This window comes from Aeromonas sp. R10-1 (assembly GCF_040908465.1).
GTDB lineage: Bacteria > Pseudomonadota > Gammaproteobacteria > Enterobacterales > Aeromonadaceae > Aeromonas > Aeromonas caviae.
Genome location: NZ_JBFODT010000023.1, coordinates 138,062 through 164,652, shown reverse-complemented (window position 1 = coordinate 164,652; position 26,591 = coordinate 138,062). Strand labels below are relative to the sequence as shown.

24 protein-coding genes, 1 tRNA gene and 1 other RNA gene are annotated in these 26,591 nt (G+C 63.0%); 24 read left to right on the top strand and 2 right to left on the bottom strand.

All coding sequences use genetic code 11. From position 1 onward, the window contains the following. Positions 1-59: 59 nt before the first annotated feature. Together AB5Y93_RS11130 and AB5Y93_RS11125 are read right to left on the bottom strand one after the other, a co-directional pair. Positions 60-338, bottom strand: a complete 279-nt coding sequence (locus AB5Y93_RS11130) for an RNA-binding protein (protein WP_029314670.1) — start codon at positions 336-338, stop codon at positions 60-62. A 212-nt stretch (positions 339-550) separates the two neighbouring features. Next, a complete protein-coding gene (locus AB5Y93_RS11125) occupies positions 551-1,093 on the bottom strand; it encodes a hypothetical protein (protein ID WP_279989214.1) in 543 nt (180 codons plus the stop codon). Positions 1,094-1,267: 174 nt separating this feature from the next. Between AB5Y93_RS11125 and mepA the strand changes: the two genes are divergently transcribed. The 24 genes from mepA to AB5Y93_RS11005 all read left to right on the top strand — a co-directional run bounded on the left by mepA (position 1,268) and on the right by AB5Y93_RS11005 (position 26,571). Further along, a complete protein-coding gene (gene mepA, locus AB5Y93_RS11120; protein WP_041215028.1) occupies positions 1,268-2,011 on the top strand; it encodes a penicillin-insensitive murein endopeptidase in 744 nt (247 codons plus the stop codon). 42 nt (positions 2,012-2,053) lie between these two features. Then, positions 2,054-2,659: a LemA family protein gene (locus AB5Y93_RS11115; RefSeq protein WP_010675022.1), complete on the top strand. Its 606-nt coding sequence runs from the start codon at positions 2,054-2,056 to the stop codon at positions 2,657-2,659. Further along, positions 2,656-3,390, top strand: a complete 735-nt coding sequence (locus AB5Y93_RS11110) for a YgcG family protein (protein ID WP_182936180.1) — start codon at positions 2,656-2,658, stop codon at positions 3,388-3,390. Before AB5Y93_RS11115 ends, AB5Y93_RS11110 begins: the two co-directional genes overlap by 4 nt. Positions 3,391-3,412: 22 nt before the next feature. Further along, positions 3,413-4,030: a TPM domain-containing protein gene (locus tag AB5Y93_RS11105; RefSeq protein ID WP_010675024.1), complete on the top strand. Its 618-nt coding sequence runs from the start codon at positions 3,413-3,415 to the stop codon at positions 4,028-4,030. Between the two features lie 266 nt (positions 4,031-4,296). After that, positions 4,297-4,384, top strand: a tRNA-Ser gene (locus AB5Y93_RS11100). A 55-nt stretch (positions 4,385-4,439) separates the two neighbouring features. Then, positions 4,440-4,568, top strand: a non-coding RNA gene (locus AB5Y93_RS11095) — RtT sRNA. Positions 4,569-5,224: 656 nt separating this feature from the next. After that, positions 5,225-5,983 carry a flagellar motor protein gene (locus tag AB5Y93_RS11090; protein WP_029314677.1) on the top strand — a complete coding sequence of 253 codons (759 nt, stop codon included), beginning with the start codon at positions 5,225-5,227 and terminating at the stop codon, positions 5,981-5,983. Next, positions 5,961-6,836: a flagellar motor protein MotB gene (locus tag AB5Y93_RS11085; RefSeq protein ID WP_010675026.1), complete on the top strand. Its 876-nt coding sequence runs from the start codon at positions 5,961-5,963 to the stop codon at positions 6,834-6,836. Before AB5Y93_RS11090 ends, AB5Y93_RS11085 begins: the two co-directional genes overlap by 23 nt. A gap of 256 nt (positions 6,837-7,092) precedes the next feature. Next, positions 7,093-7,497, top strand: coding sequence for an NADH-quinone oxidoreductase subunit A (locus AB5Y93_RS11080; RefSeq protein WP_039038710.1), 405 nt, complete (start codon positions 7,093-7,095; stop codon positions 7,495-7,497). A gap of 29 nt (positions 7,498-7,526) precedes the next feature. Further along, positions 7,527-8,201, top strand: coding sequence for an NADH-quinone oxidoreductase subunit B family protein (locus tag AB5Y93_RS11075; RefSeq protein ID WP_010675028.1), 675 nt, complete (start codon positions 7,527-7,529; stop codon positions 8,199-8,201). A 38-nt stretch (positions 8,202-8,239) separates the two neighbouring features. Beyond that, positions 8,240-10,009 (top strand): NADH-quinone oxidoreductase subunit C/D, encoded by a 1,770-nt coding sequence (nuoC, locus tag AB5Y93_RS11070; RefSeq protein ID WP_197713285.1) that lies wholly within the window; start codon positions 8,240-8,242, stop codon positions 10,007-10,009. Between the two features lie 72 nt (positions 10,010-10,081). Beyond that, positions 10,082-10,621: an NADH-quinone oxidoreductase subunit NuoE gene (gene nuoE / locus AB5Y93_RS11065; protein ID WP_010675030.1), complete on the top strand. Its 540-nt coding sequence runs from the start codon at positions 10,082-10,084 to the stop codon at positions 10,619-10,621. Further along, a complete protein-coding gene (gene nuoF / locus AB5Y93_RS11060; RefSeq protein WP_042016644.1) occupies positions 10,618-12,003 on the top strand; it encodes an NADH-quinone oxidoreductase subunit NuoF in 1,386 nt (461 codons plus the stop codon). The genes nuoE and nuoF overlap by 4 nt, the downstream gene beginning before the upstream one ends. 57 nt (positions 12,004-12,060) lie before the next feature. Then, positions 12,061-14,790, top strand: a complete 2,730-nt coding sequence (nuoG, locus tag AB5Y93_RS11055; protein ID WP_368229340.1) for an NADH-quinone oxidoreductase subunit NuoG — start codon at positions 12,061-12,063, stop codon at positions 14,788-14,790. Then, positions 14,787-15,752 carry an NADH-quinone oxidoreductase subunit NuoH gene (gene nuoH, locus AB5Y93_RS11050; RefSeq protein WP_010675033.1) on the top strand — a complete coding sequence of 322 codons (966 nt, stop codon included), beginning with the start codon at positions 14,787-14,789 and terminating at the stop codon, positions 15,750-15,752. Before nuoG ends, nuoH begins: the two co-directional genes overlap by 4 nt. Before the next feature lie 90 nt (positions 15,753-15,842). Continuing rightward, positions 15,843-16,385, top strand: a complete 543-nt coding sequence (gene nuoI / locus AB5Y93_RS11045) for an NADH-quinone oxidoreductase subunit NuoI (RefSeq protein ID WP_010675034.1) — start codon at positions 15,843-15,845, stop codon at positions 16,383-16,385. Positions 16,386-16,394: 9 nt separating this feature from the next. Next, complete coding sequence (gene nuoJ, locus AB5Y93_RS11040) at positions 16,395-16,934, top strand: NADH-quinone oxidoreductase subunit J (RefSeq protein WP_010675035.1); 540 nt, start codon at positions 16,395-16,397, stop codon at positions 16,932-16,934. 79 nt (positions 16,935-17,013) lie between these two features. Beyond that, positions 17,014-17,322 carry an NADH-quinone oxidoreductase subunit NuoK gene (nuoK, locus tag AB5Y93_RS11035; protein ID WP_010675036.1) on the top strand — a complete coding sequence of 103 codons (309 nt, stop codon included), beginning with the start codon at positions 17,014-17,016 and terminating at the stop codon, positions 17,320-17,322. After that, entirely contained in the window at positions 17,319-19,166 is a 1,848-nt protein-coding gene (gene nuoL / locus AB5Y93_RS11030; RefSeq protein WP_368229339.1) for an NADH-quinone oxidoreductase subunit L, read from the top strand. Before nuoK ends, nuoL begins: the two co-directional genes overlap by 4 nt. A 69-nt stretch (positions 19,167-19,235) precedes the next feature. Continuing rightward, complete coding sequence (gene nuoM / locus AB5Y93_RS11025; RefSeq protein ID WP_368229382.1) at positions 19,236-20,753, top strand: NADH-quinone oxidoreductase subunit M; 1,518 nt, start codon at positions 19,236-19,238, stop codon at positions 20,751-20,753. A gap of 61 nt (positions 20,754-20,814) precedes the next feature. Then, positions 20,815-22,278: an NADH-quinone oxidoreductase subunit NuoN gene (gene nuoN / locus AB5Y93_RS11020; RefSeq protein WP_010634280.1), complete on the top strand. Its 1,464-nt coding sequence runs from the start codon at positions 20,815-20,817 to the stop codon at positions 22,276-22,278. Positions 22,279-22,467: 189 nt separating this feature from the next. Then, positions 22,468-23,598, top strand: coding sequence for an FIST C-terminal domain-containing protein (locus tag AB5Y93_RS11015; RefSeq protein ID WP_319906001.1), 1,131 nt, complete (start codon positions 22,468-22,470; stop codon positions 23,596-23,598). Beyond that, complete coding sequence (locus AB5Y93_RS11010; RefSeq protein ID WP_319906000.1) at positions 23,595-25,028, top strand: HD domain-containing phosphohydrolase; 1,434 nt, start codon at positions 23,595-23,597, stop codon at positions 25,026-25,028. Before AB5Y93_RS11015 ends, AB5Y93_RS11010 begins: the two co-directional genes overlap by 4 nt. Positions 25,029-25,044: 16 nt before the next feature. After that, positions 25,045-26,571: an HD domain-containing phosphohydrolase gene (locus AB5Y93_RS11005; protein WP_368229337.1), complete on the top strand. Its 1,527-nt coding sequence runs from the start codon at positions 25,045-25,047 to the stop codon at positions 26,569-26,571. The last annotated feature ends 20 nt before the right edge of the window (positions 26,572-26,591 follow it).

Genomic DNA, 26,591 nt, shown 5'->3' with positions numbered 1-26,591 from the left:
GACCCTGAAAACAAAAACGGCATGGAGGATTCCATGCCGTTTTCCGTTATCGAGACGATTCAACGATGGCGCTGGGGGCGACCACGGGGTGCATCCGTCTTCGGTTTGGCCTGATTGACCGTGATGGTGCGGCCGCCGACCTCGGTGCCGTGCAACTCGGCGATGGCCTTCTCGGCCTCACCATTGACCGGCATTTCAATGAAACCAAACCCCTTGGACTGACCGGTATCGCGGTCGATGATGATATCGACCTTGTCTACCTGCCCAAATTGGCTGAACACGGTTGTCAGTTCGTCGGCCGTCATCCGGTACGACAGATTACCTACGTAAATCTTCATGCCATCCACTCTCGATTCAAGGTGCCTTATCTATGCATCCACCGACCAGGGAGTAAGGGCACAACCCCCCTGCCGGACCAGCCACGGCATCATGCCATGACACTTCCAGCTTCGTATCCCAAGTCCTTGATCTCTTGGGCTATCGGAGCAGGAAAGATCAAATCGAATCAGAGGCAGTATCTGAGCATTGGGATGAATTGTCGAGAAAATAGTCAGGTCGGGTGCAGCTCGGCCAGCAATGTGCCGAGGGCACGACGCCCATGCCAGGCACGTTTGAACCCGAATCGATAGACCCCGGGGGCCACTTCGTGAGTCCCTTCCCGGGACAACCCGAGCAGGCTGGTGGCCGTCGCCAGGGTCACCTCATCCAGCCCGAGATCCAGGCTGAAATCGAGCCACTGGCCATCGTGTCCCACCTTGCGATCTCGCTCCATGCCCACCAGCACGGCTCTGGGCAGCGCCAAGGCCCGGTCTTCGCCACCATTGAGCAGATAGAGATGGCGTTCATCCCAGGCAAGCTCCGCCAGACGCCAGCGCTGCCAGTTGCGCGGCAACACCATCATCACCAGCACGATACCGCCAAAGACCACCCCGACCCAGGGCAGCAGGCCCATGTCGGGATATCCCAGCCAGAGGGCGGCCACCACAGTGGCGAGACTCGCCAGCAACAGGCAGATCATCACCCCGTAAAACCGCCGGGCCGGGGGCATCAGCCAGCGCACGTTCTCTTGCGCTGCCAGCTCACTGACTCTCATCTTCTCTTCTCCTTCTGTGATGCGAACGGCCTTGCCGTCGCTGCGTTGCCGCGCATTGTGCGCGAGCGACGCACCGCGATGCAACCGCCACCGCGACACGGATGACGGCCAGCCGCCACTCTTGGTATGCTTGGGGCTGTCTGAGCCCGCACTGGGCGCCATCCCGGGAGTCCCATGTTCGCCACCGCCCTGCTCTTGTCCGCGAGCACACTCTATGCCGAGGCCATCGGCGGCTACTCCGCCGGCTGCCTGAAAAATGCCGTGGCCCTGCCCCTCGAAGGCCCAGGTTATCAGGTGATCCGCACCAAACGGCTGCGCTATTACGGTCACCCCGACCTCATCCATTACCTGCAGCATCTGGCCAACCAGACCAGACTGGCCGGCATGCCGGATCTCTATATCGCCGACCTCGCCATGATGCACGGGGGGCCCTTTACCTCAGGTCATCGCAGCCACCAGACCGGACTGGATGCCGACATCTGGTTCAGGATGGCTGACAGGCCCATCAGCCGCTGGGAGCAGGATGCCCCCAGGGAGTGGGCGCTGATCGACGAACCCAGCTACCGGATGCTGCCCGGCCGATTCGGCCCCAGGCAGCTCAATCTGCTGCGCCTTGCGGCTGATCGCCCCGAGGTGGCGCGCATCTTCGTCAACCCCGTCATCAAGGCCGAGGTGTGCAAACAGGCACCCGGTGAAGCCTGGGTCGGTAAGCTGCGCCCCTGGGTCGGCCACTTCAGCCACTTTCACGTGCGCCTGCGCTGCCCGGCAAACAGTCCGGACTGCCAGCCCCAGGCTCCCATTCCCCCCGGCAATGGCTGTGGGGAGGAGCTGGCCTCCTGGCTCAAGGACAAACCCCAGCTGCCCAAGGTGTCGATGAGCTACCGCGCCCCCCTGTTACCCAGGCGTTGTGAGGGCTGACCACAAGCTGTTATGGTGAACCTATTTCCGAGAGAAATATCAATGGAGAACAACAAGATGGCCACTTCACTCTGGCAGCGTGGTACCCGTGCCCTGCTGACCCTGACCCTGCTGCTGGGTTTGACCGGCTGCGGCATGAACACCATTCCGACCCTGGATGAGCAGGTCAAGGCGAGCTGGGGACAGGTCGAGAACCAGTACCAGCGCAGGGCCGATCTCATTCCCAACCTGGTGGCCACCGTCAAGGGGTACGCCAGCCACGAGCAGGAGACCCTCAAGGCGGTCACCGATGCCCGTGCCCGAGTCGGCAGCGTGCAGGTGAGTGACCCCTCCCAGCTCAAGGCGTTCGAGGCGGCGCAGGAGCAGCTCTCCAGCGCCCTCTCCCGGCTGATGGTGGTGGTCGAGCGCTACCCGGATCTGAAGGCCGATCAGCAGTTCCTGACCCTGCAGGCCCAGCTGGAAGGCACCGAGAATCGCATCGCGGTGGCCAGACGGGATTACATCGAAGCAGTACGCCAGTTCAATACCGAGATCCGTACCTTCCCCGGGGTCATCTGGTCCAAGCTGCTTTACTCCGATCTGGAAGCCAAACCCACCTTCAGCGCCAAACCCGGTGCCGATGAGGCGCCCAAGGTCAGCTTCCAATGAACGTGATGAGACACTGGCTGGCGCTCTGTCTGCTGCTCTGTGCCACGGCACTGCATGCCGCCCCCGATTTCCCGGCCCTGACCGGGCGGGTGGTGGACGAGGCCAATCTGATGTCCCGCAAGCAGGCCCACCAGCTCGCACAGCAACTGGCCGTCTTCGAGAAGCGCAGCGGCGTCCAGCTGGTGGTGGTCTCCATCGACACGCTGGCGGGGGATACCATCGAAGAGTACGGCTACCAGCTCGGTCGCCACTGGGGCATCGGCCAAAAAGGCAAGAACAACGGCGTTCTGCTGATCATCGCCCAGGACGAGCGCAAGGTGCGCATCGAGGTGGGTTATGGCCTGGAAGGTGCCCTGCCCGACGCCATCGCCGCCAATATCATCCAGACCCGGATCCTGCCCGCCTTCAAGCGCGGTGACATGGTGGCCGGCATCCTCGCCGGCAGCCAGGGCATCATGCAGGCCCTGGCCGGGGAGTATCAGCCCGTGGACCACGCCAGCAAGGCCGACAAGCAGGGAGGTCCCTGGCTCTTCATCCTGGTGGTGATTGCGATGATCGTGCTGCACAACCTGCGCGGCGGCGGCGGTGGGCCGGGAGGACGTCGCCGGGCCGCCTACATGGCCGGTGGATTCGGTGCCGGCTCTTTTGGCGGCCGCACTGGCGGTGGTGGTGGCGGTTTCAGTGGTGGCGGCGGCAGCTTTGGCGGCGGCGGTGCATCTGGCGGTTGGTAATCAGGGAAAAAGAGACAACAATATGATTTCGAAACAGTTTTTCCACACCTTGCAGGCCAGGGTTCGACAGGCCGAGCAGGCCACGGATGCCGAACTGGTCACCGTGCTGGCCCCGGCCAGCGATGGCTATCGCTATATCCCGACCCTGTGGGCCGCCCTGCTGGCCATGCTCACCCCCCTGCTGGTCTTCCAGCTCGGCTTCTGGCTTGGCTGGTACGAGATCCTGCTGGTGCAGTGGTCGGTCTGGTTGCTGCTGAGCCTGCTGTTCCACTGGACGCCCATCAAGATGCGGCTCATTCCCAACAAGGTACGCCGTCACCGGGCCGCCCTGATGGCCCGCCTGCAGTTTGTCGAGCAGGGACTTCACCGCACCCGGGACCGGCTCGGTGTGCTCATCTTCGTCTCGGTGGCGGAGCACTATGTGGAGATCCTGGTAGACGACGGGATCGCCCAGCACATCGACAACACCCAGTGGCAGCAGATCATCGACGACTTCGTGGTTCGGGTACGCAACAAGGAGGTCGAGCAGGGGTTCCTGGAGTGCGTGGAGCGCACCAGCGCCATTCTGACCGACGCCTTCCCCGCCACCCGGGATCAGAACGAGCTGCCTGACAGCCTGATCATTCTCGACAAGCCTTGAACGGGATTAAAAAACCGGCATTCTGTTCAAGGGATAGGCACTCGATAAAGATTATGAAAAATAAGGGGAAAAGTGGTTGACCCAGGCAGCCCTTTCCCCTAAATTACGCCCCGTTCCAGCGCAACGGCGCAGCGAACACAGTGTTGGCTGAACACGTTAAACCACAGACAAAAATTTGGTGCGGTATCCGAGAGGCTGCCCACCGACGAAGTCGGCAAGATGCACGCGCAGCGTGCTCCGAAAGCCACTTCAAGCAGTAAAAATTTGGTGAGGTGTCCGAGTGGCTGAAGGAGCACGCCTGGAAAGTGTGTATACGGCAACGTATCGAGGGTTCGAATCCCTCCCTCACCGCCAAATTGTAAAAACCGACCTAAGGGTCGGTTTTTTGCATCTGGTGACATGGCAACATCCGATGCCGATGGAGAGAAGGTGAGAAGCCTCGTCGGGTTCGAGCAGAGCAGCTTGCTGCGATGAACGACCGCAGGCCGCCCCGAAGGGGTGAGCCATGCAGTGGTGAATCATCCCTCCCTCACCGCCAAATAAAGTAAAAGGCCCCGTCGCAAGACGGGGCCTTTTACTTCATCCGATGATGGGCGGCTCGGTTCAAACCCTGTCGACAGGCGGGCAGGATAGCCCGACTGGACGGCCAGAGGCCGCCCGCAGGGCGAGCGCCAGGGATGGTGCGAGTCAATCCCGATCCAGCGTACAGCTTGAAGAACCGACCTTAAGGTCGGTTTTTTGCTTCAAGGCGTCTGCCAACCCCCTGGCAGGAGAAACCCGTCATTGGCGGGGCCAGAAAAAACGGTTTGCCGCGATACCTGGCCGAGTGCCGCCCAGCCAATCCCATCCCTTCCGCCTCGCTGCTCTCTGTCGACAGGGGATATACCCCGAGGGCAGCCAGCCCTTTCTCGTTGACAGCGCATTACGCCAAGCAAACAGAAAGTGACGATATAAATAACCAACATACTCTCACAGATAGCACAGTATATTGTGATATCACTTGGATAACCGCCTCGTCCTGCCATGCCGGCACCGTCAACCTGCTCTACAGATCAAGCGGTACAGGCCGATGCCACCGGACACTACCGGGTCTGCGCAACCTCTCGGATATTGCTCACCGATTGGATATCGTTTTGAAAAACTGATAGTTAAATGGCTACACTAGCCTCACACATCGCATAGGGATATGGACAAATGAGTCTTATTGGCTTGCTGCTGGCCCTGGCAGCCATTCTGGGTGGCAACATGATAGAAGGGGGGCACCCCAGCGCCCTGCTCGATCTGCCCGCCTTTCTCATCGTGATCGGCGGTACCGTCGGTGCCGCACTGACCCAGTTTCCTTTCTCCGTGGTTGGTAAAACCCTCAAGCGCTTCAAGTGGCTCATCACTCCCCTGCGCCTCGACATGCTGGAGCAGGCCCAACTGCTTGAAACCCTGGCGGGCAATGCACGGCGCAGTGGCATGCTGGCACTGGAGGGCATGATCGACGACATCAAGGATCCCTTCCTGCAAAAAGGGGTACAGATGATGGTCGATGGCTACGAGAAGACCAAAATCCACGAGGTACTGGAAAACGAGATCGAGTTCGAGCAGGAAGATATCGAACAGACCGTCAAATTCTACGAGGCCATGGGGGGCTACTGCCCGACCATGGGGATCGTCGGGGCCGTATTTGGCCTCATTCACGCCATGGGCCTGCTGGATGCCCCCGACAAGCTGGGGGGCGCCATCGCGGTGGCCTTTATCGCTACCATCTACGGGGTGTCGGCTGCCAACCTCATCTTCCTGCCCTTCGGCAACCGCTACAAGTCGTTTGCCCACCAGATCCGCCACTACAAGGAGATGACCCTCACCGGCATCCTCTGCATCGTGGACGGCGAGTCACAGCAACGGCTGCAAGTGACCCTTGAGCCTTACCTCGGAGGCCACGGTGGCGAAAAAGAAAAAGGCTGAGGCGCCGGAGAACCACGAACGCTGGCTGGTCTCCTACGCCGACTTCATGACACTGCTGTTCGCCCTGTTCGTGGTGCTCTACTCCTTCGCCATGGCCAAGCAGTCGGAGACTCGCGTGCTCATTCAGGGCTTTATCGAATCTCTTGGCAAGATAGGGCTTGTCTCCCTTCCCGCTGGCTCACCCGTGATGCAGGGGGGCACAGGCATACTGGAACCCGAGTCCAAGACCACCCCCAATACCTCCCAGAAAGAGCAGGTGCTGGATACCCAGACGCCCGCAGCAGCGGCCGACCCTTTCAACGAGACCATCGGCTCCTCGGAGAAACCTACGGCCACGGAGTCCTGGCCCCACAAGACCAAGGAGCAGGATTGGGTCACAGTCACCAAGCAGAAGCTGGATCAGCAGCTCAAGAGCCAAATCGAGTCCAAGGAGATCGAGGTGGAGCAGCTTGGCAGCCAGCTGGTGATCCGCATCGGCGAAAAGACCTTGTTCCCCGCCGACTCCGCCTTCTTGCAGCCCCAGTTCATTCCCCTGGTCAACAAGGTCTCGGACGTGCTGGCGGACATCCCCGGCATGGTGGTGGTCACCGGTCACACCGACAACTCCCAGGCGCCGGTGGAGCTCTATCGCAACAACTGGGAGCTGTCGGTGCTGCGGGCGGCCACCATCACCCACACCTTGTTGACCAACCCCAAGCTGGATTCACGACGGCTGATCGCCCAGGGAGTCGCAGATACCCAACCCCGTTATCCGAACGACACCCCGGCTCACCGCCAGGCCAACCGCCGGGTGGAGATCGTGCTCTCCCAGGGCAAGGCGGCAGAGCAGAGCCTCCCCGTTCTTCAACCCTGAAACAGACCCCGCCATGCGGGGTCTTTTGTTTCCTGCCATCCACCGGATTTTCAAACTATCCGGTTTTTTTCTGCTACATAAAAACGATTGAAAACAATTCTCAAACGAGAAAGTTGACCCCGCTAGCAAAACACAATTTTCATCCCGTTGATTAATAATTAATCCTTTGAAATGACATGTAAATCAGTACGAAAGTGGCATACTACGTAACGTCATTGTTAAGTCACATGATTAATTTGGTTAGGGAAAAACCTATATGTTTGCTGATATTGCCGTCCAGCACTGGGCTTTTGCTGTCTATGTCATTGGCGCCATCTGTATCTGCTTGACCATGATAGGCCTGGCGGCCTTGCTGGGGGGACGCGCCTATGGCCGTGCCAAGAACAAACCCTTCGAATCCGGGGTGGATTCCGTCGGCAACGCCCGCCTGCGCTTCTCCGCCAAGTTCTACTTGGTCGCCATGTTCTTCGTCATCTTCGATGTCGAAGCCCTCTATCTCTTTGCCTGGTCCGTCTCCGTTCGGGAGAGCGGCTGGGTCGGCTTCATCGAAGCCACCATCTTCATCACCCTGCTGCTGGTAGGCCTCCTCTACCTGTGGCGCATTGGTGCCCTCGACTGGGCCCCGAAAAAGCGTGTCCTGACTGACAAGAAACCAGACTGAACTACCGATTATCTCTTTGAGGTTGCACCATGAAGTACACCCTGACCCGGATTGACCCGGATGCGCCCGTTGAGCGCTACCCCCAGGAACAGCGCCAGACCGTCGATGATCCACTGGCGCAGCAAGCGACCCGCGGCATCATGATCGGGCGCCTCGAAGAGGTGCTGCAAGACACCGTCAACTGGGGCCGCAAGAACTCCCTATGGCCCTACAACTTCGGCATCTCCTGCTGCTACGTGGAGATGTGTACCGCCTTCACCTCTCCCCACGACGTGGCTCGCTTCGGCGCAGAGGTCATACGAGCCTCCCCCCGTCAGGCCGACTTCATGGTGATTGCCGGCACCCCCTTCATCAAGATGGCCCCTGTCATCCAGCGGCTCTATGAGCAGTTGCTCGAGCCCAAGTGGGTCATCTCCATGGGGGCCTGCGCCAACTCCGGCGGCATGTATGACATCTACTCCGTGGTACAGGGGGTGGACAAGTTCCTGCCGGTCGATGTCTACATTCCGGGCTGCCCTCCCCGCCCCGAAGCCTTCCTGCAAGCCCTGATGCTGCTGCAGGAGTCCATCGGCAAGGAACGCCGTCCCCTCTCCTGGGTGGTGGGGGATCAGGGGATCTACCGTCCCCAGATGCAATCCGAGAAGGAACGCAAGCGCGGCGAGCGGATCAACGTGACCAACCTGCGCACGCCGGATGAGATCTGATCATGAAACTGACTCGAGAATTCCCAAGCAATTACACCATGGCCCAGTGGCAAACCGCCGATCACGCCGATGCCCAGGTGGTCGGCGAGCTGTTCGCCCACTTCGGTGCCGAGCGCTTCACCGTGCAGAGCACCCGTACCGGCGTGCCGGTCATCTGGCTCTCCCGGGATCTGCTGCTAGACGTGATGGGCTTCTTGCAAAAGCTGCCCTCCCCCTTCGTGATGCTGTTCGATCTCAGCGCCACCGACGAACGGATGCGCAGCCATCGCCACGGCCTGCCGGAGAGCGACTTTACCGTCTTCTATCACCTCATCTCCATCGACCGTAACGCCGACGTGATGCTGAAGGTGGCGCTCAAGGAGAGCGATCTCCATCTGCCCACCGTCAGCCGCCACTTCCCCAACGCCAACTGGTACGAGCGGGAAGTGTGGGATCTGATGGGGATCACCTTCGATGGCCACCCCCATCTGACCCGCATCATGATGCCCAAGAGCTGGCAAGGGCACCCCCTGCGCAAGGACTACCCGGCGCGCGCCACCGAGTTTGATCCCTTCATGCTCGATGCGGTCAAGCAGGATCAGGAGCAGGACAACCTACTGTTCAAGCCGGAAGAGTGGGGCATGGCCCGCGGCAACGAGAACGAGGACTACATGTTCCTGAACCTCGGGCCGAACCACCCCTCCGCCCACGGCGCCTTCCGCCTGGTGCTGCAACTAGACGGGGAAGAGATCCGCGACTGCGTGCCCGACATCGGCTATCACCACCGCGGCGCCGAGAAGATGGGCGAGCGCCAGTCCTGGCACAGCTACATCCCCTACACCGACCGGGTCGAATATCTGGGCGGCGTGATGAACAACCTGCCCTATGTGCTGGCGGTCGAGAAGCTGGCCGGCATCAAGGTGCCGGCGCGGGTCGACATGATCCGGGTGATGATGGCGGAGCTGTTCCGCATCCAGAGCCATCTGCTGTTCCTTGGCACCTACATTCAGGACGTGGGGGCCATGACCCCGGTCTTCTTCACCTTCACGGACCGCCAGAAGATCTACACCATCATCGAGGCCATCACCGGAGCCCGCATGCACCCGGCCTGGTTCCGCATCGGCGGCGTGGCCCACGATCTGCCTGCCGGCTGGACCCGCCTCATCCAGGACAACCTGTTGAGCTGGCTGCCCAAGCGGTTGATGGAGTATGAAAAGGCGGCCATGCGCAACAGCATACTGCGGGGCCGCACCATCGGCGTCGCCGCCTACAACACGGCCCAGGCCCTGGCCTGGGGCACCACGGGGGGCGGTCTGCGGGCCACGGGGCTCAACTTTGACGTGCGCAAATGGCGCCCCTATTCCGGTTACGATCAGTTCGAGTTCGAGGTGCCGGTGGGCAGCAACGGGGACGCCTACGACCGCGCCACCGTGCGCATCGAGGAGATCCGCCAGAGCCTGTCCATTATCGAGCAGTGCATGAAAAACATGCCTGAGGGCCCCTTCAAGGCGGATCACCCGCTCACCACGCCACCGCCCAAAGAGCGCACCCTGCAGGACATCGAAACCCTGATCACCCACTTCCTGCAAGTCTCCTGGGGGCCTGTCATGCCGGCCGCCGAGTCCTTCCAGATGATAGAGGCGACCAAGGGGGTCAACAGCTATTACCTGACCAGCGATGGCTCCACCATGAGCTACCGGACCCGGATCCGCACCCCGAGCTTTGCTCACCTGCAGCAGATCCCCTCGGTGATCCGCGGCCAGATGGTGTCGGATCTTATCGTCTACCTGGGCAGTATCGATTTCGTTATGTCAGATGTGGATCGTTGAGTCCTCTCGCCCCGGCAGCCGGGGCGAAGGGCAAGACGCGCAGTAAAGGGACAAGCCACAAAAGGTCAAGTCATGAGCCAATGTCAGTGTCACAATAACCAGACCCCACAAGGGCAAGGGGCATGCAGCAGCCAGCAGGGAGATTTCGTCCTGAGCCAGGCTGAGCGCGATGCCATCGAACACGAGAAACACCACTACGAAGATCCCCGTGCAGCCAGCATCGAAGCGCTCAAGATAGTGCAACAGGCCCGTGGCTGGGTGCCTGACGGCGCCATTCACGCCATCGGCGCCGAGCTCGGCATCCCCGCCAGCGACGTGGAAGGGGTCGCCACCTTCTACAGCCAGATCTTCCGCCAGCCGGTGGGTCGTCACATCATCCGCGTCTGCGACAGCATGGTCTGCTACATCAACGGCCACGAGCAGTTGCTTGCCGGTCTGAAAGAGGTCGTCAATCTGGCCCCCGGTCAGACCTCCCCGGATGGCCGCTTCACCCTGTTGCCCGTCTGCTGCCTCGGCAACTGCGACAAGGGGCCGGCCATCATGATCGATGACGATACCTATGGCGGACTCGATGCCGTCAGCCTGCTGAAAACCCTGGAGGCTTACCCATGAGCATTCAGCCAGGCAAGACGCTTGCCTCCCTCGGCACCGCCAACCGCATCCCCCGCACCGCCGAGACTCACCCTCTCACCTGGCGCCTGCGGGACGACGGCCAGCCGGTGTGGCTCGAGGAGTATCAGGCAAAGCAGGGCTATGAGGCCGCCCGCAAGGCGCTTGGCCAGATGAGCCCGGATGACATCGTCAGCACCGTCAAGGATGCCGGCCTCAAGGGGCGCGGCGGCGCCGGTTTCTCCACCGGCGTGAAGTGGGGCCTGATGCCCAAAGACGAGAGCATGAACATCCGTTACCTGCTCTGCAACGCCGACGAGATGGAGCCCAATACCTACAAAGACCGCATGCTGATGGAGCAGCTGCCCCACCTGCTGATCGAGGGGATGATCATCAGTGCACGTGCTCTCAAGGCCTATCGTGGCTACATCTTCCTGCGCGGCGAGTACGTGGATGCCGCCATCCACCTGCGCCGCGCCGTGGAAGAGGCCAAGGCCGCGGGGCTCCTTGGCAAGAACATCCTAGGCTCGGGGTTTGACTTCGAGCTGTTCGTCCACACCGGCGCAGGTCGCTACATCTGCGGCGAAGAGACGGCCCTCATCAACTCCCTGGAAGGACGGCGCGCCAACCCGCGGGCCAAACCCCCCTTCCCTGCCGTCTCCGGCGTCTGGGGCAAGCCGACCTGCGTCAACAACGTCGAAACCCTGTGCAACGTCCCCGCCATCATCGGCAACGGTGTGGCCTGGTATCAGGGGCTGGCACTGCCGGGTTCGGAAGATCACGGCACCAAGCTGATGGGCTTTTCCGGCAAGGTCAACAATCCCGGCCTGTGGGAGCTGCCCTTTGGCATCACCGCCCGCGAGCTGTTCGAAAACTACGCCGGCGGCATGAAGCCCGGCTATCGCCTGAAAACCTGGCAACCGGGCGGCGCCGGCACCGGCTTCCTGCTGCCCGAGCACCTGGATGCCCAGATGTACGCTGGCGGCATCGGCAAGGTGGGCACCCGCATGGGTACGGGCCTTGCCATGGCGGTGGATGACAGCATCAACATGGTCTCACTGCTGCGCAACATGGAGGAGTTCTTTGCCCGCGAATCCTGCGGCTGGTGCACCCCCTGCCGCGACGGCCTGCCCTGGAGCGTCAAGATCCTGCGGGCGCTGGAGCGGGGCGAGGGGCAACCCGAGGATCTCGCGACCCTGGAACAGCTCGTCAGTTTCCTCGGCCCGGGCAAGACCTTCTGTGCCCATGCCCCCGGCGCCGTCGAGCCCCTTGGCAGTGCGATGAAGTATTTCCGGTCCGAGTTCGAGGCCGGGGTCAAGGCCCCCCATGACAATCACAAGCTGTTCAAGGGTATCCAGCCCAACCTGCTGGGCGAGCGCTGGTAAGCGACAGGACGCATCGGGCAATAGCCGATTTCATAAAACAGGTTTCAGGGAAGTTGTATGGCAACCATTCATGTAGACGGTAAAGAGTACGAGGTAGACGGGGCAGACAACCTGCTGCAAGCCTGTCTATCGCTGGGTCTGGACGTCCCCTATTTTTGCTGGCACCCGGCGCTCGGTAGCGTCGGTGCCTGCCGCCAGTGCGCGGTCAAACAGTATCAGAATGCCGACGACAAGCGCGGCCGCCTGGTCATGTCCTGCATGACACCTTCCACCGATGGCACCTATATCTCCATCGAGGATGAAGAGGCGAAGGAGTTTCGCAAGACAGTGGTGGAGTGGCAGATGACCAACCACCCCCACGACTGCCCGGTGTGCGAAGAGGGTGGCGCCTGCCACCTGCAGGACATGACGGTAATGACGGGCCACAACAGCCGCCGCTACCGTTTCACCAAGCGCACCCACCAGAATCAGGATCTGGGTCCCTTCATCAACCATGAGATGAACCGCTGCATCGCCTGCTACCGCTGCGTGCGCTATTACAAGGATTACGCCGGTGGCGAGGATCTCGGGGTCTATGGCGCCCATGACAACGTCTACTTCGGTCGGGTCGAGGATGGCACTCTGGAGAGCGAATTCTCCGGCAACCTGGTGGAGGTCTGTCCCACCGGCGTCTTCACCGACAAGACCCACTCCGAGCGTTACAACCGCAAGTGGGACATGCAGTTCGCCCCCAGCATCTGCCAGGGGTGCTCGGTCGGCTGCAACATCAGCCCGGGTGAGCGCTACGGCGAGCTGCGCCGCATCGAGAACCGTTTCCACGGTGCCCTGAACCACTATTTCCTCTGCGATCGCGGCCGCTTCGGCTACGGTCACGTCAATCTGACCGACCGCCCGCGCCAGCCCCTGCTGCAGGATGGCAGTGACAAGCTGGCCATCACGGTGGATGGCGCCCTGAACCGGGCCGCGGATGCGCTGCGCACTGCCAGCGGCGTCATCGGCATCGGCTCACCCCGCGCCTCCTTGGAGAGCAACTTCGCACTGCGCGAACTGGTGGGGGCCGCCAACTTCTACTCCGGGGTCGAGCAGAGCGAATGGAAATGCCTGCAGAAGATGCTGGACATTCTGGAGCACGGCGGCGTGCGCACTCCCAGCCTGCGCGACATGGAAGAAGCCGACGCCGTGCTGGTGCTCGGGGAAGATGTCACCCAGACCGCCGCCCGCATCGCCCTGGCCCTGCGCCAGGCAGTGAAAGGCAAGGGGCGCGAAATTGCCCGCAAGCTGAAGGTGGATCTCTGGCAGGTCGCTGCCGTACAGACCCTGGCCCAGAACCAGCGCTACCCCTTGCTCATCACCAGTCTGGATGCCACCCGCCTGGATGACGTGGCGAGCAGCACCCTGCACGCCCCCCACGCGGATCAGGCGCGCCTCGGGTTTGCCATCGCCCACCTGCTGGACGCCAGTGCACCGGCGCCAACGGATCTCTCCCCCGAACAGCAGGCCCTCGCCGCCCAATGGGCCGACCTGCTTGGCAACGCCAAAAAGCCCCTCATCATCGCAGGCAATGGAGCCCGCAACGAGGCGCTGATCGAAGCGGCCAGCAACATCGCCCGCGCCCTCAAGGGCCGTGGCCAGGCCGCGGAGCTTGCCCTGGTGGCTCAGGAAGCCAACAGCCTGGGGCTGGCCATGCTGGCCCGGCATGCCGCCCCGCTGGAGGCAGCCCTCGAGCGCATGGAAGGGGAAGAGAGACTTGCCCTGGTCGTTCTTGAGAACGACCTCTACCGCCGAGCCCCCCGCAGCCGGGTGGACACCGCCCTGGATCGCCTGCAACACCTGCTGGTCATCGACCATCAGGAGACGGCCACCGCGAAGAAGGCGGGTCTGGTGCTGCCTGCCGCCAGTTTTGCCGAAGGCGATGGCACCCTGGTCAACATGGAAGGCCGCGCCCAGCGCTTCTTCCAGGTCTATGCTCCCGCCTTCTACAACGCCGATATCCAGGTGCGCGAGAGCTGGCGCTGGCTGGATGCCCTGCAAGGGAGCCAGCAACCGCGTTCGGTTCGCTGGAACACCTTCGACGATGTGAGTCGCGATTGCGCCGCCAGCGCCCCGCTGCTCACCACCATGGGTGAAGCTGCACCCAACGCCGGCCTGCGCATTCGCGGCATGAAGCTCGCCCGGGAGCCGCACCGCTACAGTGGTCGCACCTCCATGCTGGCAAACCAGAACGTGAGCGAGCCCAGAGTCGCCCAGGATCCCGATTCGCCGTTCGCCTTCTCCATGGAAGGCTACGCTGGTTCCCGCCAGCCCCTCTCCCAGGTACCGTTTGCCTGGGCGCCGGGCTGGAACTCCCCCTCCGCCTGGAACAAGTTCCAGGACGAGGTGGGCGGCAACCTGCGTGCCGGGGATCCCGGTCGCCGCCTGCTGGAGCCGGGCGAAGGCAACCTGGGGTGGTTTGGCACCATCCCGGCCCCCTTCCAGCCCGCCGCATCCCTGCAGGTGGTGAGCTATGACCAGCTGTTCGGTGGCGAGGAGCTCTCCGCCAGAAGCCCGGTCATCCAGGCTCGCATGGGGGAACCCACCCTGGTACTGAACCCAGCGGATGCCGCGCGCCTGGCACTGTCCCCTGACGTGCTGGTGGCCTTCTCCTGGGGTGGCAACCACTGGCGCCTGCGTCTGCGCCTGAGCGATGCGCTGGCTCCGGGCCTGGCAGGGTTGCCACTCGGGGTGAACGGCCTGCCGACCGCCCTGCACCACGCCCTGATCGATAACCTGCAGGAGGTCATCGCATGAGCGACTCTCTGATGGATCTGCTGATCGAGGTTGGCAAGGCCCTGGTCGTGCTCGTGGGGATCGTGGGGGCCGGCGCCTTCATGAGCTTCATCGAACGCCGCCTGCTGGCACTGTGGCAGGACCGTTACGGCCCCAACCGGGTTGGCCCCTTCGGCCTGCTGCAACTGGCGGCCGACATGGTCAAGATGTTCTTCAAGGAGGACTGGATCCCGCCCTTTGCGGATCGCCGGATCTTCGTGCTGGCCCCCATCATCGCCTTCACCGCCTTCATCCTGGCGTTTGCGGTGGTACCCATCACCCCCACCTGGGGCGTGGCGGATCTCAACGTGGGGCTGCTCTATATCCTGGCGATCGCCGGGCTGGCGGTCTATGCCGTGCTGTTCGCAGGCTGGTCGAGCAACAACAAGTACTCCCTGCTCGGCAGCCTGCGCGCCTCGGCCCAGACCCTCTCCTACGAGGTGTTCCTTGGCCTCTCGCTCATGGGCATCGTCATCCAGACCGGCAGCTTCAACCTGCGTGACATCGTCGAGGCCCAGGCCGGCATGTGGAACGTGATCCCCCAGATCCTGGGCTTCGTCACCTTCCTGTTTGCCGGGGTCGCCGTCACCCACCGCCACCCGTTTGACCAGCCGGAGGCCGAGCAGGAGCTCGCCGACGGCTATCACATCGAGTACGCGGGCATGAAGTGGGGTCTCTTCTTCGTGGGGGAGTACATCGGCATCGTGCTGATCTCTTCCCTCATCGTGACCCTCTTCTTCGGTGGCTGGCACGGCCCCTGGCTGCCGCCCTTCATCTGGTTCGCCCTGAAGACCGCCTGTTTCATGGTGTTCTTCATCCTGCTGCGGGCCTCCCTGCCCCGCCCGCGCTTCGACCAGGTGATGTCCTTTGGCTGGAAAGTGTGCCTGCCCCTGACCCTGCTCAACATGCTGGTCACCGCTGCCGTGGTGCTGATGAATGCGTGAGCAAAACGAGATGGACATGACGATGATTCGGCCGTCTGCGGCAAGGAAACGCCCAGACGACAGTGCTGATAAATGTGCAGTGAGGCACCTATGAAAATTACGAGCATTATCAAGGGTGTTGGCACCCAGTTGCGCAGTCTTGGGATGGTCTTCTCCCATGCCTGGCGCCCCCGTGAAACCCTGAGCTACCCGGAGCAGCCGGTCTACGCCGCCCCCCGTTTTCGCGGTCGCATCGTACTGACCCGGGATCCCGATGGCGACGAGCGCTGCGTGGCGTGCAACCTGTGTGCGGTCGCCTGCCCGGTCGGTTGCATCTCCTTGCAGAAGTCGGAGCGGGAAGATGGCCGCTGGTACCCGGAGTTCTTTCGCATCAACTTCTCCCGCTGCATCTTCTGCGGCCTGTGCGAGGAGGCCTGCCCCACCACCGCCATCCAGCTGACGCCGGATTTCGAGATGGGGGAGTATCGTCGCCAGGATCTGGTGTACGAGAAGGAAGATCTGCTGATAAGCGGCCCCGGCAAATACCCGGACTACAACTTCTACCGCATGAGCGGGATGGCCATCGACGGCAAACCCAAAGGGGATGCCGAGAACGAAGCCAAGCCCATCGATGTCAAGAGCCTGCTGCCCTAGGAGTCAATCATGGAACTGGCATTCTATGCCGCGGCCCTGGTCGCCGTTTACAGCACGCTGCGGGTGATCAGCACCAGCAACCCCATGCATGCGCTGCTCAATCTCATCATCTCCCTCATCGCCGTGGCCATGATCTTCTTCTGCCTGGGCGCCGCCTTTGCGGGGGCCCTGCAGGTGATCGTCTACGCCGGCGCCATCATGGTGCTGTTCGTGTTCGTGGTGATGATGCTGAACCTGGGGAGCGCCCAGGATCAGGAGAAGAAGTGGCTCACCCCCATGACCTGGGGTGGCCCAGCCCTGCTCTCCCTCATTTTGCTGGGCTTTCTGGCCCACGGCATTCTCGGCGTGACCGGCGGTGAACTGGGTCTGACCGAGGTCAGCGCCAAGGAAGTCGGTATCGCCCTGTTCGGCCCCTATGTGCTGGCGGTGGAGCTCGCCTCCATCCTGCTGCTGGCGGGTCTGGTCACCGCCTATCACCTGGGCCGCGAGGACAAGAGCGGGGAAGTGCTCTCCGTGCCTCGCACCACACAGGAAGGAGGTCAGCAATGAGCGACACCTCCGTGGTGATGCATGGCTCGCTGCCGGCAGCCTGCCCCCTTTCCATCCAGCAAGCACAAGGAGCATGGCGATGAGTGGAATTCCCATGGAGCACGGCCTCCTGCTGGCGGCCATTTTGTTTGCCATCGGCCTGTGCGGCCTGCTGATACGCCGCAACCTGTTGTTTATCCTCATGAGTATCGAAATCATGATGAACGCGTCCGCCCTGGCATTCGTGGTGGCGGGTAGCCGCTGGGCCCAGGCCGACGGCCAGATCATGTACATACTGGTGATTTCTCTGGCGGCAGCGGAGGCCAGTATCGGCCTCGCCCTGTTACTGCTGCTCTATCGTCGTTACCACACCCTGAACGTGGACACTGTGAGCGAGATGCGCGGATGAGCCTCCTATATCTGACTTTCCTGTTCCCGCTGCTGGGATGGCTGCTGCTGGCCTTCTCCCTCGGCCGCCTCGGCGAGCGCACCTCGGCGCTCATCGGTGTCGGCAGCATCGGTCTCTCGGCCCTCACTACCCTGTGGGTCGGCATCGATTTCCTCAATACCATGCCGGAAGGCGGCGTCTATACACAGACCCTGTGGCAGTGGATGACGGTGGGCGAGTTCCAGCCCGCCTTCCGTCTCTCCCTGGACGGGCTGTCACTGACCATGCTGGGGGTCGTGACCGGGGTGGGCTTCTTCATCCACCTGTTCGCCTCCTGGTACATGCGCGGGGAAGAGGGGTATTCACGCTTCTTCACCTACACCAACCTCTTCATCGCCAGCATGCTGTTCCTGGTGCTGGCCGATGACCTGCTGTTCGTCTATCTGGGCTGGGAAGGAGTGGGGCTGTGCAGCTACCTGCTGATCGGCTTCTACTACAAGGATCGCAACAACGGCGCCGCCGCCCTCAAGGCGTTCGTGGTGACCCGGGTCGGCGACGTCTTCCTCGCCATCGGGCTCTTCGTGCTCTATCGCGAGCTCGGCACCCTCAACATTCACGAGCTGCTGGTGCGCGCCCCCGCGATGTTCGCAGAAGGCTCCCCTGCCCTGTCGTTCGCCTGCCTGATGCTGCTCGGCGGCGCGGTCGGCAAATCCGCCCAGCTGCCGCTGCAGACCTGGCTGGCAGACGCCATGGCGGGCCCTACCCCGGTCTCGGCGCTGATCCACGCGGCCACCATGGTGACTGCTGGTGTCTATCTCATCGCCCGCACCCACGGCCTCTTCCTGCTGGCACCGGAGATCCTCCATCTGGTGGCGCTGGTTGGTGCCATTACCCTGGTACTGGCGGGCTTCGCCGCCCTGGTACAGACCGACATCAAGCGGATCCTGGCCTACTCCACCATGAGCCAGATTGGCTACATGTTCCTGGCCCTCGGCGTTGGTGCCTGGGAAGGGGCCATCTTCCACCTGATGACCCACGCCTTCTTCAAGGCGCTGCTGTTCCTCTCCGCCGGAGCCGTCATAATCGCGACCCACCACGAGCAGAACATCTTCAAGATGGGGGGCCTGCGCAAATCGCTGCCGCTGGTCTACGCCTGCTTCCTGGTGGGGGGCTCGGCGCTCGCCGCGCTGCCACTGGTGACCGCCGGTTTCTACAGTAAGGACGCCATCCTCTGGCAGGTGCAGGCCAGTGGCCAGAGCGCCCTGCTGTGGGCCGGTCTGGGGGGGGCTTTCCTGACCTCCCTCTACACCTTCCGCCTCATCTTCATCGCCTTCCACGGCAAGGCGCAGACCGAGGCGCACAAAGGTCACGGCCTTGCCCACCATCTGCCACTGCTGGTGCTGCTGGTGCTCTCCACCGGAGTCGGCGCCCTCATCGTGCCGCCGCTGGCAGGAGTGCTGCCGGCCGGCCCGGGGGATCACATCGAAGAGGGACGCCATGGCCTCGAGATCCTCTCAGGCGTCATCGCCGTGGCAGGCATTGCGCTGGCCGCCTTCCTCTTCCTCGGCGAACGTCGCCTGGCGAAGGGGATCGCCGAGAGTGCACCGGGGCGGGCTCTGTCCACCCTCTGGTTCAATGCCTGGGGCTTTGACTGGCTTTATGACCTGATTTGGGTCAAGCCCTACCTGCTGGCGACTCGCCTGCTCGGCAAGGATCCGCTGGACAGGATGATGAGCCTGCCCGCCGTGCTGGCCGAGGGGGGGCATCAGCTGCTGGCCTGGACCGTCTCCGGCAAGTTGCGCTGGTACGCAGCCTCCATGGGGATGGGCGCCGCCCTGATCCTGGCCCTGCTGCTGCTCGGCTGATCCATGAGCCCAATATTGTGTGGCAGGCTCAGCGCCTGCCCGACTAGAACCTAGATGAGAGCTGATATCGTGACCTTACTCTGGATCTTGCTAATTCCCTTCATCGGCGGCTTGCTCTGCTGGCAGATGGAGCGGCTCGGCGGACAGTTTGTCCGCTGGGTGGCCCTCGCCTCCATGAGCGCCTGTCTGGTGCTCTCCAGCGCCATCTGGCTCGGTGGTGACTTCACCCTCGCCAGCCCCGGCCTCCCCGTCTGGGCAGCCGAGTGGCAACAACCCTGGATCCCCCGCTTCGGCATCTCCCTGCACCTCGCCGTGGACGGGCTGTCGCTCCTGATGGTGATCCTCACCAGCTTCATCGGCGTGCTGGCCATCCTCTGTTCCTGGAAGGAGATCGTCCAGCGCATCGGCTTCTTCCACCTCAACCTGCTGTGGATCCTGGGGGGCGTGCTCGGCGTCTTCATGGCGGTGGATCTGTTCCTCTTCTTCTTCTTCTGGGAGATGATGCTGGTGCCGATGTACTTCCTGATCGCGCTCTGGGGCCACTCGGTCACCGATGGCAAGTCGCGCATCAACGCCGCCACCAAGTTCTTCATCTACACCCAGGCGAGCGGCCTCATCATGCTGGTGGCCATCCTGGGCCTGGTACTGACCCACCACGCCGCCACCGGTGTCTTCACCTTCAACTATCAGGAACTGCTCAACACCCCCATGAGCAGCACGGTACAGTGGCTGCTGATGCTGGGCTTCTTCATCGCCTTCGCGGTCAAGATGCCCCTGGTGCCGCTCCATGGCTGGCTCCCTGATGCCCACAGCCAGGCGCCCACCGCAGGCTCCGTGGATCTCGCGGGCATCTTGCTGAAAACCGCGGCCTACGGCCTGCTGCGCTTTACCCTGCCGCTCTTCCCCGAGGCGTCCGCCGAGTTTGCCCCCTACGCCATGGTGCTCGGCCTCATCGGCATCGTCTATGGCGCCCTGCTGGCCTTTGCCCAGACCGACATCAAACGGCTGGTTGCCTACACCAGCATCTCCCACATGGGCTTCGTGATGATCGCCATCTACTCGGGCAGCGAGCTCGCCCTGCAAGGGGCAGTGGTACAGATGATTGCCCACGGGCTCTCGGCCGCCGGCCTCTTCATTCTGTGCGGTCAGCTCTACGAGCGTCTGCACACCCGGGACCTGCGCCTGATGGGCGGGCTGTGGGGTCGTCTGCGCTACCTGCCCGGCGTGATGCTGTTCTTCTCGGTCGCCTCTCTGGGGATGCCGGGCACCGGCAACTTCGTCGGCGAATTCCTGATCCTCATCGGCAGCTTCCAGGTTGCCCCCGTGCTCACCATCATCGCCACCTTCGGGCTGGTGCTGGCCTCGGTCTACTCCCTCATCATGCTGCAACGCGCCTGCTTCGGTACCCCCAAGGACGAGAGCGTCCTCAAGGGGCTCGACAGCCGCGAGCTGGTGATGATGATGACCATCGCCGGTCTTTTGGTGCTGCTCGGTGTCTATCCCCAACCTGTGCTCGACACCGCGGGCAACAGCCTGCTGAGCGTGCTGCACTGGTACGCCCTGCCCTTCGCAGGAGCATTGCAATGAGAGTGACCGCTGTTAAACCGCTGGCCCTGTTGCCTTCCTTGTCCCTTACAGGAGCACTGCAATGACCTTCACCGCTTCGCAACTGCTGGCCCTGCTGCCCCTGTTGCTGACAACCGGGGCCATGGTGGCCCTGATGCTGGCCATCGCCTGGAAACGGTGCGATGACACCGCCTTCGTGGTCACCATCGCCGGCCTCAACCTGGCGCTCTTCTCCCTGCCCATCGTGATGGCGCAAGGCGATCAGGGGGTCACCCCGCTGCTGCAGATCGATGGCTACGCCGTCTTCTACATGGGGCTGGTGCTCATCGGTGCCTTGGCGACCTGTACCTTCGGCCGCTCCTGGCTCAAGGGCTATCCGGACAACCGGGAAGAGTTCTACCTGCTGCTGCTGATCGCCACCGCCGGTGGCCTGGTGCTGGCCGGCTCACGTCACCTCGCCTCCCTGTTCATCGGGATCGAGATGCTGACCCTGCCGATGTTCGGTCTGGTGGGCTACGCCTATCGCGAGCGCCACTCGCTGGAGGCCAGCATCAAGTACATGGTGCTCTCCGCCGCCGCCACCGCCTTCCTGCTGTTCGGTATGGCGCTGCTCTATGCCCAGGCCGGCAGCCTGAGCTTCAGCGATCTGGGGCTGACCCTGGCCACCACCCCGGCCCACCACCCGCTGCTGATGGGCGGTCTGGGTCTGATGCTGGTCGGCTTTGCCTTCAAGCTCTCTCTGGCACCGTTCCACCTCTGGACCCCGGACGTGTACGAAGGGGCGCCGGCGCCGGTGGCCACCTTCCTCGCCACCGTCAGCAAGATCGCCGTGTTCTGCGTGCTGCTGCGCTTCTACCTGGCGGTGCCCGCCGCCGCGGATCCCATGATCCACTGGCTGCTGGCCGCCATGGCGGTAGTCTCCATCGTCATCGGCAACCTGCTGGCCCTGCTGCAGACCAACATCAAGCGGATGATGGGTTACTCCTCCATCTCCCACTTCGGCTACCTGCTGGCGGTGATCGTGGCGAGCCGTCTCGGCCAGATGCCGGTGGAAGCGGCCGGCGTCTATCTGCTGATGTACCTGTTCACCAGCCTGGGGGCCTTCGGCGTCATCAGCATGATGTCCAGCCCCTATCGCGGCAAGGATGCGGACTCCCTGCACAGCTACCGCGGCCTGTTCTGGCGTCGCCCCTACCTGACCGCCGTGCTGACCGTGATGATGCTCTCGCTGGCCGGTATCCCCATGACGCTCGGCTTCATCGGCAAGTTTTACCTGATCGGGGTGACCGTCGATGCCAAGCTGTGGTGGCTCTCCGGCGCCATCGTGCTCGGCAGTGCCCTGGGTCTCTATTACTACCTGCGGGTCATGGTCACCCTCTACCTGCGCGAGCCCGGCATGCAGCTGCGCGACGCCAAGGGGGACTGGGCCATCACCTCCGGTGGTCTGGTGGTGCTGCTCTCCGCCGCACTGGTGGTGGCACTGGGTCTCTATCCCCAGCCGGTCATCAGCCTGGTGCAGGGCTTCCAGAACGTGGTGCTGCGCTGATTTTACTCCACTTCAAAAACCGGCCCAAGTGGCCGGTTTTTTTATCTGCCCAGAGCGGGATGTCCGCTCAGCTGTCTCAAATTTATCTGCCTTTATAACGGCTTATAAGCGCTTATCGGACACGACCGGGTATCCACCTCGCCCGCCTTGCTGATATATTGGCCATTGGCAGGAAAGGAGTTCCGAGGGATGATGCAGCCCGCTTTTCTTTCATTCGATGCGCAGCCACTGGCCGATGCACTGCAGCCCTATCGCGGGGAGCGGCTCGATCTCTTGCTGGCCGAGCAGGATGCCGGGCACGTGGCCGAGCTGCAGCAGCAGTGCCGGCGGCTCGATATTCAGCTCAGCGGCGCACTCTTTCCCCGCCTCATCAGCCGTCACGGCTTTCATGAACGCGGCGCCTGGCTGCTGCCGCGCCCGGCCTCCCACGCCCCTCTGCTCATCCCGCTCGATCCCGCCGCCAGCACCGACCAGCAGACCCGCACCCTTTGCGATGCGCTGCTCCCCCAGCTTGCGCAGTGGCCAGAGGCCGCGGGCGTACCGACCCTCTTTCTGACCTTTGATGCCATGATCCCCAACATCGCCTCCCTCCTCGAGGGGATCTATCTGCATCTCGCGGACAGGGTCAATTATGCCGGCGTCAATGCCGGCAGCGGCCAGTTCCGCCCCATGCCCTGCCTGTTCGACAACCACAGGCTGCTGGAACAGGCGGTCTGCTGCACCCTGCTGCCCCATCACAGCTACCCCCTGCTCGAGCACGGCTATCAGCTCACCGCCCAGCCCATGCTGGCCACCAGCAGCGAGGGCAACAAGATTGCCTTCATCGACTGGGAGCCGGCCTTCAGTCGCTACCAGTCCCTAGTCCAGCAACAGTTCCAGCAGCGCCTGACGCCGGATCAGTTCTACCAGTACGGCGTCCACCTGCCGCTCGGGCTGCTGCGGGCCAACGGCGACGTCATCGTGCGCATCCCGGTCGCCGTCACCGACGAGGGGGCCCTGCTCTGCGTCGGGGAGGTGCCGGATCACAGCATCCTCACCCTGCTCAAGGCGCCGCAGAGCCCGACCACCCACGCCATCGAGCTGGCCGAAAAGCTGAGCCGGCACGGCGCCCCCGAGCGCCTCGAGATCTACTACTGCGCCGGCCGTCAGCAGCACTTCGGCGAGCAGAGCACGCTGGAGCTGAAGACCCTCTTCAGCCACAGCGGTGCCCACGAGCTGGTGGGCGCCCTCTCCCTTGGCGAGATTGGCAGCCTGCGGCCGGGGGAGTATCCGCTGTTTCACAACGGTGCCATTCTCTGCAACGGGGAGGGACGACGATGAACAACGACCACGCCATGGCCATCGTCTGCGATCTTGCCCTCTGCATCGGCCGCGAGGTCACTCTGGACGCCCTGTTGACCAAGGTGCTGCAGCGTTTTCTGTTTCACTGTGCCTGCCCGGTCGGGCTGGTGCTGCAGCAGTTGCCACAGGGGGAGTACAAGATCATCAAGGCGATCGGGGATGAGCAGCTGGTCAGCCATCAGGGAGAGCCGCTCGCGCTGCCCCACTGGGTCGGCGCCGGCGAGCAGTGCATCCTGCGCGCCCCGCTGCCGCTGCCCGCTGCTCGCCCCTACCCCTTTGCCTACCGGCTGCGGATCGAGGGGGGCTATCTGATGCTGCTGCTCTCCCCCAACCCGGAGCAGCAGGGGGAACGGCTCTGTCACCTGTTCAGCCCCATCCTCGGCAACCTGGCCCGCGCCATCCAGCTGTGCCGGGACAGCGAGCAGCTGGCCCTGCGCCAGCAGGCGGAGCTGGTCGATATGCAGCGCTTCAACGAATCCCTGCTCAAGGCAATTCCCATTCCGGTGTTTTACAAGGATGTCGAGGGGCGTTTCATCAGCTGCAACCCGACCTTCACCCAGATCACCGGCATCAGCAAGGCCGAGCTGCAGGGCAAGCGGGTGGACGAGCTCCTGCCCCCGGAGATGGCCGACGAATACACCCAGCGCGACCTGGAAGTGCTGCGCAGCAGGCAGCCGCAATATTTCGAGCACACCCTGTTTGACCGAGAGGGCCGCCGCTATCAGGTGCTCAACTTCAAGGATCTCTTCTACGACCATCAGGGCGAGGTGGCCGGCATCATAGGCGCCCTGGTCGACATCACCCACATCAAGGAGAGCGAGCAGCAGCAACGTACCCTGCTGTTCCAGACCATAGCGGCGCTCTCCTCCGCCATCGCCCACAAGGATCCCGGCACCGCGGGCCACGAGCGGCGCGTGCACGATCTGGCACTGGCCATCGGCCAGCATCTGCAACTCGCGCAGGATCGGCTGGATGGACTGGGCCTCGCCGCCATGGTGCACAACATCGGTCTGCTGCAGATCCCGGCGGAGATCCTCACCCGCCCCCGCGAATTGCGGGAGGTGGAGTTCGAGCTCATCAAGCTGCACCCGCAGGCGGGCTGTGAAATTCTGCAGCAGATAGACTTCCCCTGGCCCATCGCCACCATAGTGCAGCAGCACCATGAGAACATGGACGGCAGTGGCTATCCGCAGGGATTGCAGGGGGATGCTATCTGCCTGGAGGCGCGCATCATCCGGGTGGCCGACTCCCTGGCGGCCATGACCGCCCACCGTCCGTTTCGGCGGGCCCTCTCCTTCACCGATGCCTTCGCCGAGCTGACCCGCTATGCCGGTGTCCACTACGACGAACAGGTGGTCAGCGCCTGCTTCGCCGTCTGGCAGGCTGGCTACCGCTTCGCCCCCCTTTGACCGAGGCTGGATGACGATGAGTTCAAGACCCGCACCGCCCTTTACCCCGCTGTCCACGGCCGCCCTGCTTGGTCAGGTGATGGATCAACTGCCCTACCGGGTGCTGCTCAAGGATACCCGCTCCCTCTTCATCGCCTGCAACCGGCTGCTGGCAGACGATCTCGCTCTCAGCCCGGCCGAACTGGTCGGCAAGTGCGATGCCGACTTCTTCCCGGCCGAGCTGGCCCAGCGCTATCGGGACGACGATCTCAGGGTCATGGCCAGCGGCACCACCCAGCGCCACGAGGAGCCTTATCTCAAGGGAGGCGAGGCCCGCTGGCTCAGCACCACCAAGTTTCCCCTGCACGACGAGCTGGGTCAGGTGGTCGGCGTCGGCGTCTTCTTCGATGACATCACCGAGAAGAAGCAGCAACAAGAACGGCTGCAACAGTACACCTGGACCCTGGAGGCCATCGGCCGCGCCCATCACGCCATGCTCAGACCGGACGACGAGCAGACGCTGCTGCAGGAGATCTGCGACGCCATCACCTTCGACGGCCGTTTCCCCCTCGTCACCGTGCTGCAGGAAAAACCTGACCAGCACACCCTGCAGGTGCTGGCGCAGGCGGGCAACGCAACCTGGTTTGCCAGCGACGAGTGGCTGACCCGGGATCCCGCCCTGCACCAGGCCATCAGCACAGAGATGCCGTGCAACGAGGCGCTCCCCTGCGAGCTGGTACATCATTCGGCCACCCTGCGCGCCCGCCTGCTGCTGCCGCTGCAGTGGCACACCGGCGGGCGCGGCGGCCTGCTCATTCACAGCGAGCAGGCCCGCCCCTTCACCGACGAGGAGGTGCACCTCTTCAGCCAGCTGGCGGACTACCTTGCCTATGGCCTGCAGGCCCGCAGCACCCAACAGGCCTACCTCACCGCCCAGCGCGACAAGATGCTGCATGCCCGCCAACTGGAGCTGGCGCTGGAAGATGCCCTCGGCGCCATAGCCGCCGTGCTGGAGCAGCGCGATCCCTACACCGCCGGCCACCAGAAGCACGTCGCCACCCTGGCGCTGGCCATAGGTCGCGAGCTGCAGCTCGATGAGAAGCGATTGCGGGGACTCTATCTGGGGGCCATGGTGCACGACATCGGCAAGATCCAGGTACCGGTCGACATCCTCACCAAGCCGGGGCGGCTCACGCCCCAGGAGTTCAACCTGGTCAAGGAGCACCCGGGCGCCGGCTATCAGGTGCTCAAGGATATCGCCCTGCCCTGGCCCATCGCCCAGATGATCCACCAGCACCACGAGTACATCGATGGCTCCGGCTACCCGGCCGGGCTCAAGGGCGAGCAGATCCTGCTGGAGGCCCGCATCCTCACGGTGGCCGACATAGTGGAGTCCATGTCCTCCGATCGCCCCTACCGCGCCGCCCTCGGCATTCCCCAGGCCAGGGCCCATATCATCCAGCTGCGCGGCACCCGACTGGATGAAGCCGTCGTGGATGCCTGCCTGCGCATTCTCGATCGCGGTGACTTCATCCCCCACGAACTGGGTCACGGCCGCCCCTAGCGGGAAGGTCGCCATAAAAA

What these genes read in the sequence shown, in the direction of transcription:
- AB5Y93_RS11110 (WP_182936180.1), top strand. Translation starts at nt 2,656, where the DNA reads ATGAACGTGATGAGACACTGGCTGGCGCTCTGTCTGCTGCTCTGTGCC.
- AB5Y93_RS11105 (WP_010675024.1), top strand. Translation starts at nt 3,413, where the DNA reads ATGATTTCGAAACAGTTTTTCCACACCTTGCAGGCCAGGGTTCGACAG.
- nuoG (WP_368229340.1), top strand. Translation starts at nt 12,061, where the DNA reads ATGGCAACCATTCATGTAGACGGTAAAGAGTACGAGGTAGACGGGGCA.
- AB5Y93_RS11130 (WP_029314670.1), bottom strand. Translation starts at nt 338, where the DNA reads ATGAAGATTTACGTAGGTAATCTGTCGTACCGGATGACGGCCGACGAA.
- nuoK (WP_010675036.1), top strand. Translation starts at nt 17,014, where the DNA reads ATGAGTGGAATTCCCATGGAGCACGGCCTCCTGCTGGCGGCCATTTTG.
- AB5Y93_RS11010 (WP_319906000.1), top strand. Translation starts at nt 23,595, where the DNA reads ATGAACAACGACCACGCCATGGCCATCGTCTGCGATCTTGCCCTCTGC.
- nuoC (WP_197713285.1), top strand. Translation starts at nt 8,240, where the DNA reads ATGGCCCAGTGGCAAACCGCCGATCACGCCGATGCCCAGGTGGTCGGC.
- AB5Y93_RS11015 (WP_319906001.1), top strand. Translation starts at nt 22,468, where the DNA reads ATGATGCAGCCCGCTTTTCTTTCATTCGATGCGCAGCCACTGGCCGAT.
- AB5Y93_RS11125 (WP_279989214.1), bottom strand. Translation starts at nt 1,093, where the DNA reads ATGAGAGTCAGTGAGCTGGCAGCGCAAGAGAACGTGCGCTGGCTGATG.
- nuoE (WP_010675030.1), top strand. Translation starts at nt 10,082, where the DNA reads ATGAGCCAATGTCAGTGTCACAATAACCAGACCCCACAAGGGCAAGGG.
- nuoN (WP_010634280.1), top strand. Translation starts at nt 20,815, where the DNA reads ATGACCTTCACCGCTTCGCAACTGCTGGCCCTGCTGCCCCTGTTGCTG.
- mepA (WP_041215028.1), top strand. Translation starts at nt 1,268, where the DNA reads ATGTTCGCCACCGCCCTGCTCTTGTCCGCGAGCACACTCTATGCCGAG.
- nuoF (WP_042016644.1), top strand. Translation starts at nt 10,618, where the DNA reads ATGAGCATTCAGCCAGGCAAGACGCTTGCCTCCCTCGGCACCGCCAAC.
- nuoJ (WP_010675035.1), top strand. Translation starts at nt 16,395, where the DNA reads ATGGAACTGGCATTCTATGCCGCGGCCCTGGTCGCCGTTTACAGCACG.
- AB5Y93_RS11090 (WP_029314677.1), top strand. Translation starts at nt 5,225, where the DNA reads ATGAGTCTTATTGGCTTGCTGCTGGCCCTGGCAGCCATTCTGGGTGGC.
- nuoH (WP_010675033.1), top strand. Translation starts at nt 14,787, where the DNA reads ATGAGCGACTCTCTGATGGATCTGCTGATCGAGGTTGGCAAGGCCCTG.
- nuoI (WP_010675034.1), top strand. Translation starts at nt 15,843, where the DNA reads ATGAAAATTACGAGCATTATCAAGGGTGTTGGCACCCAGTTGCGCAGT.
- AB5Y93_RS11005 (WP_368229337.1), top strand. Translation starts at nt 25,045, where the DNA reads ATGAGTTCAAGACCCGCACCGCCCTTTACCCCGCTGTCCACGGCCGCC.
- AB5Y93_RS11075 (WP_010675028.1), top strand. Translation starts at nt 7,527, where the DNA reads ATGAAGTACACCCTGACCCGGATTGACCCGGATGCGCCCGTTGAGCGC.
- AB5Y93_RS11080 (WP_039038710.1), top strand. Translation starts at nt 7,093, where the DNA reads ATGTTTGCTGATATTGCCGTCCAGCACTGGGCTTTTGCTGTCTATGTC.
- AB5Y93_RS11115 (WP_010675022.1), top strand. Translation starts at nt 2,054, where the DNA reads ATGGAGAACAACAAGATGGCCACTTCACTCTGGCAGCGTGGTACCCGT.
- nuoL (WP_368229339.1), top strand. Translation starts at nt 17,319, where the DNA reads ATGAGCCTCCTATATCTGACTTTCCTGTTCCCGCTGCTGGGATGGCTG.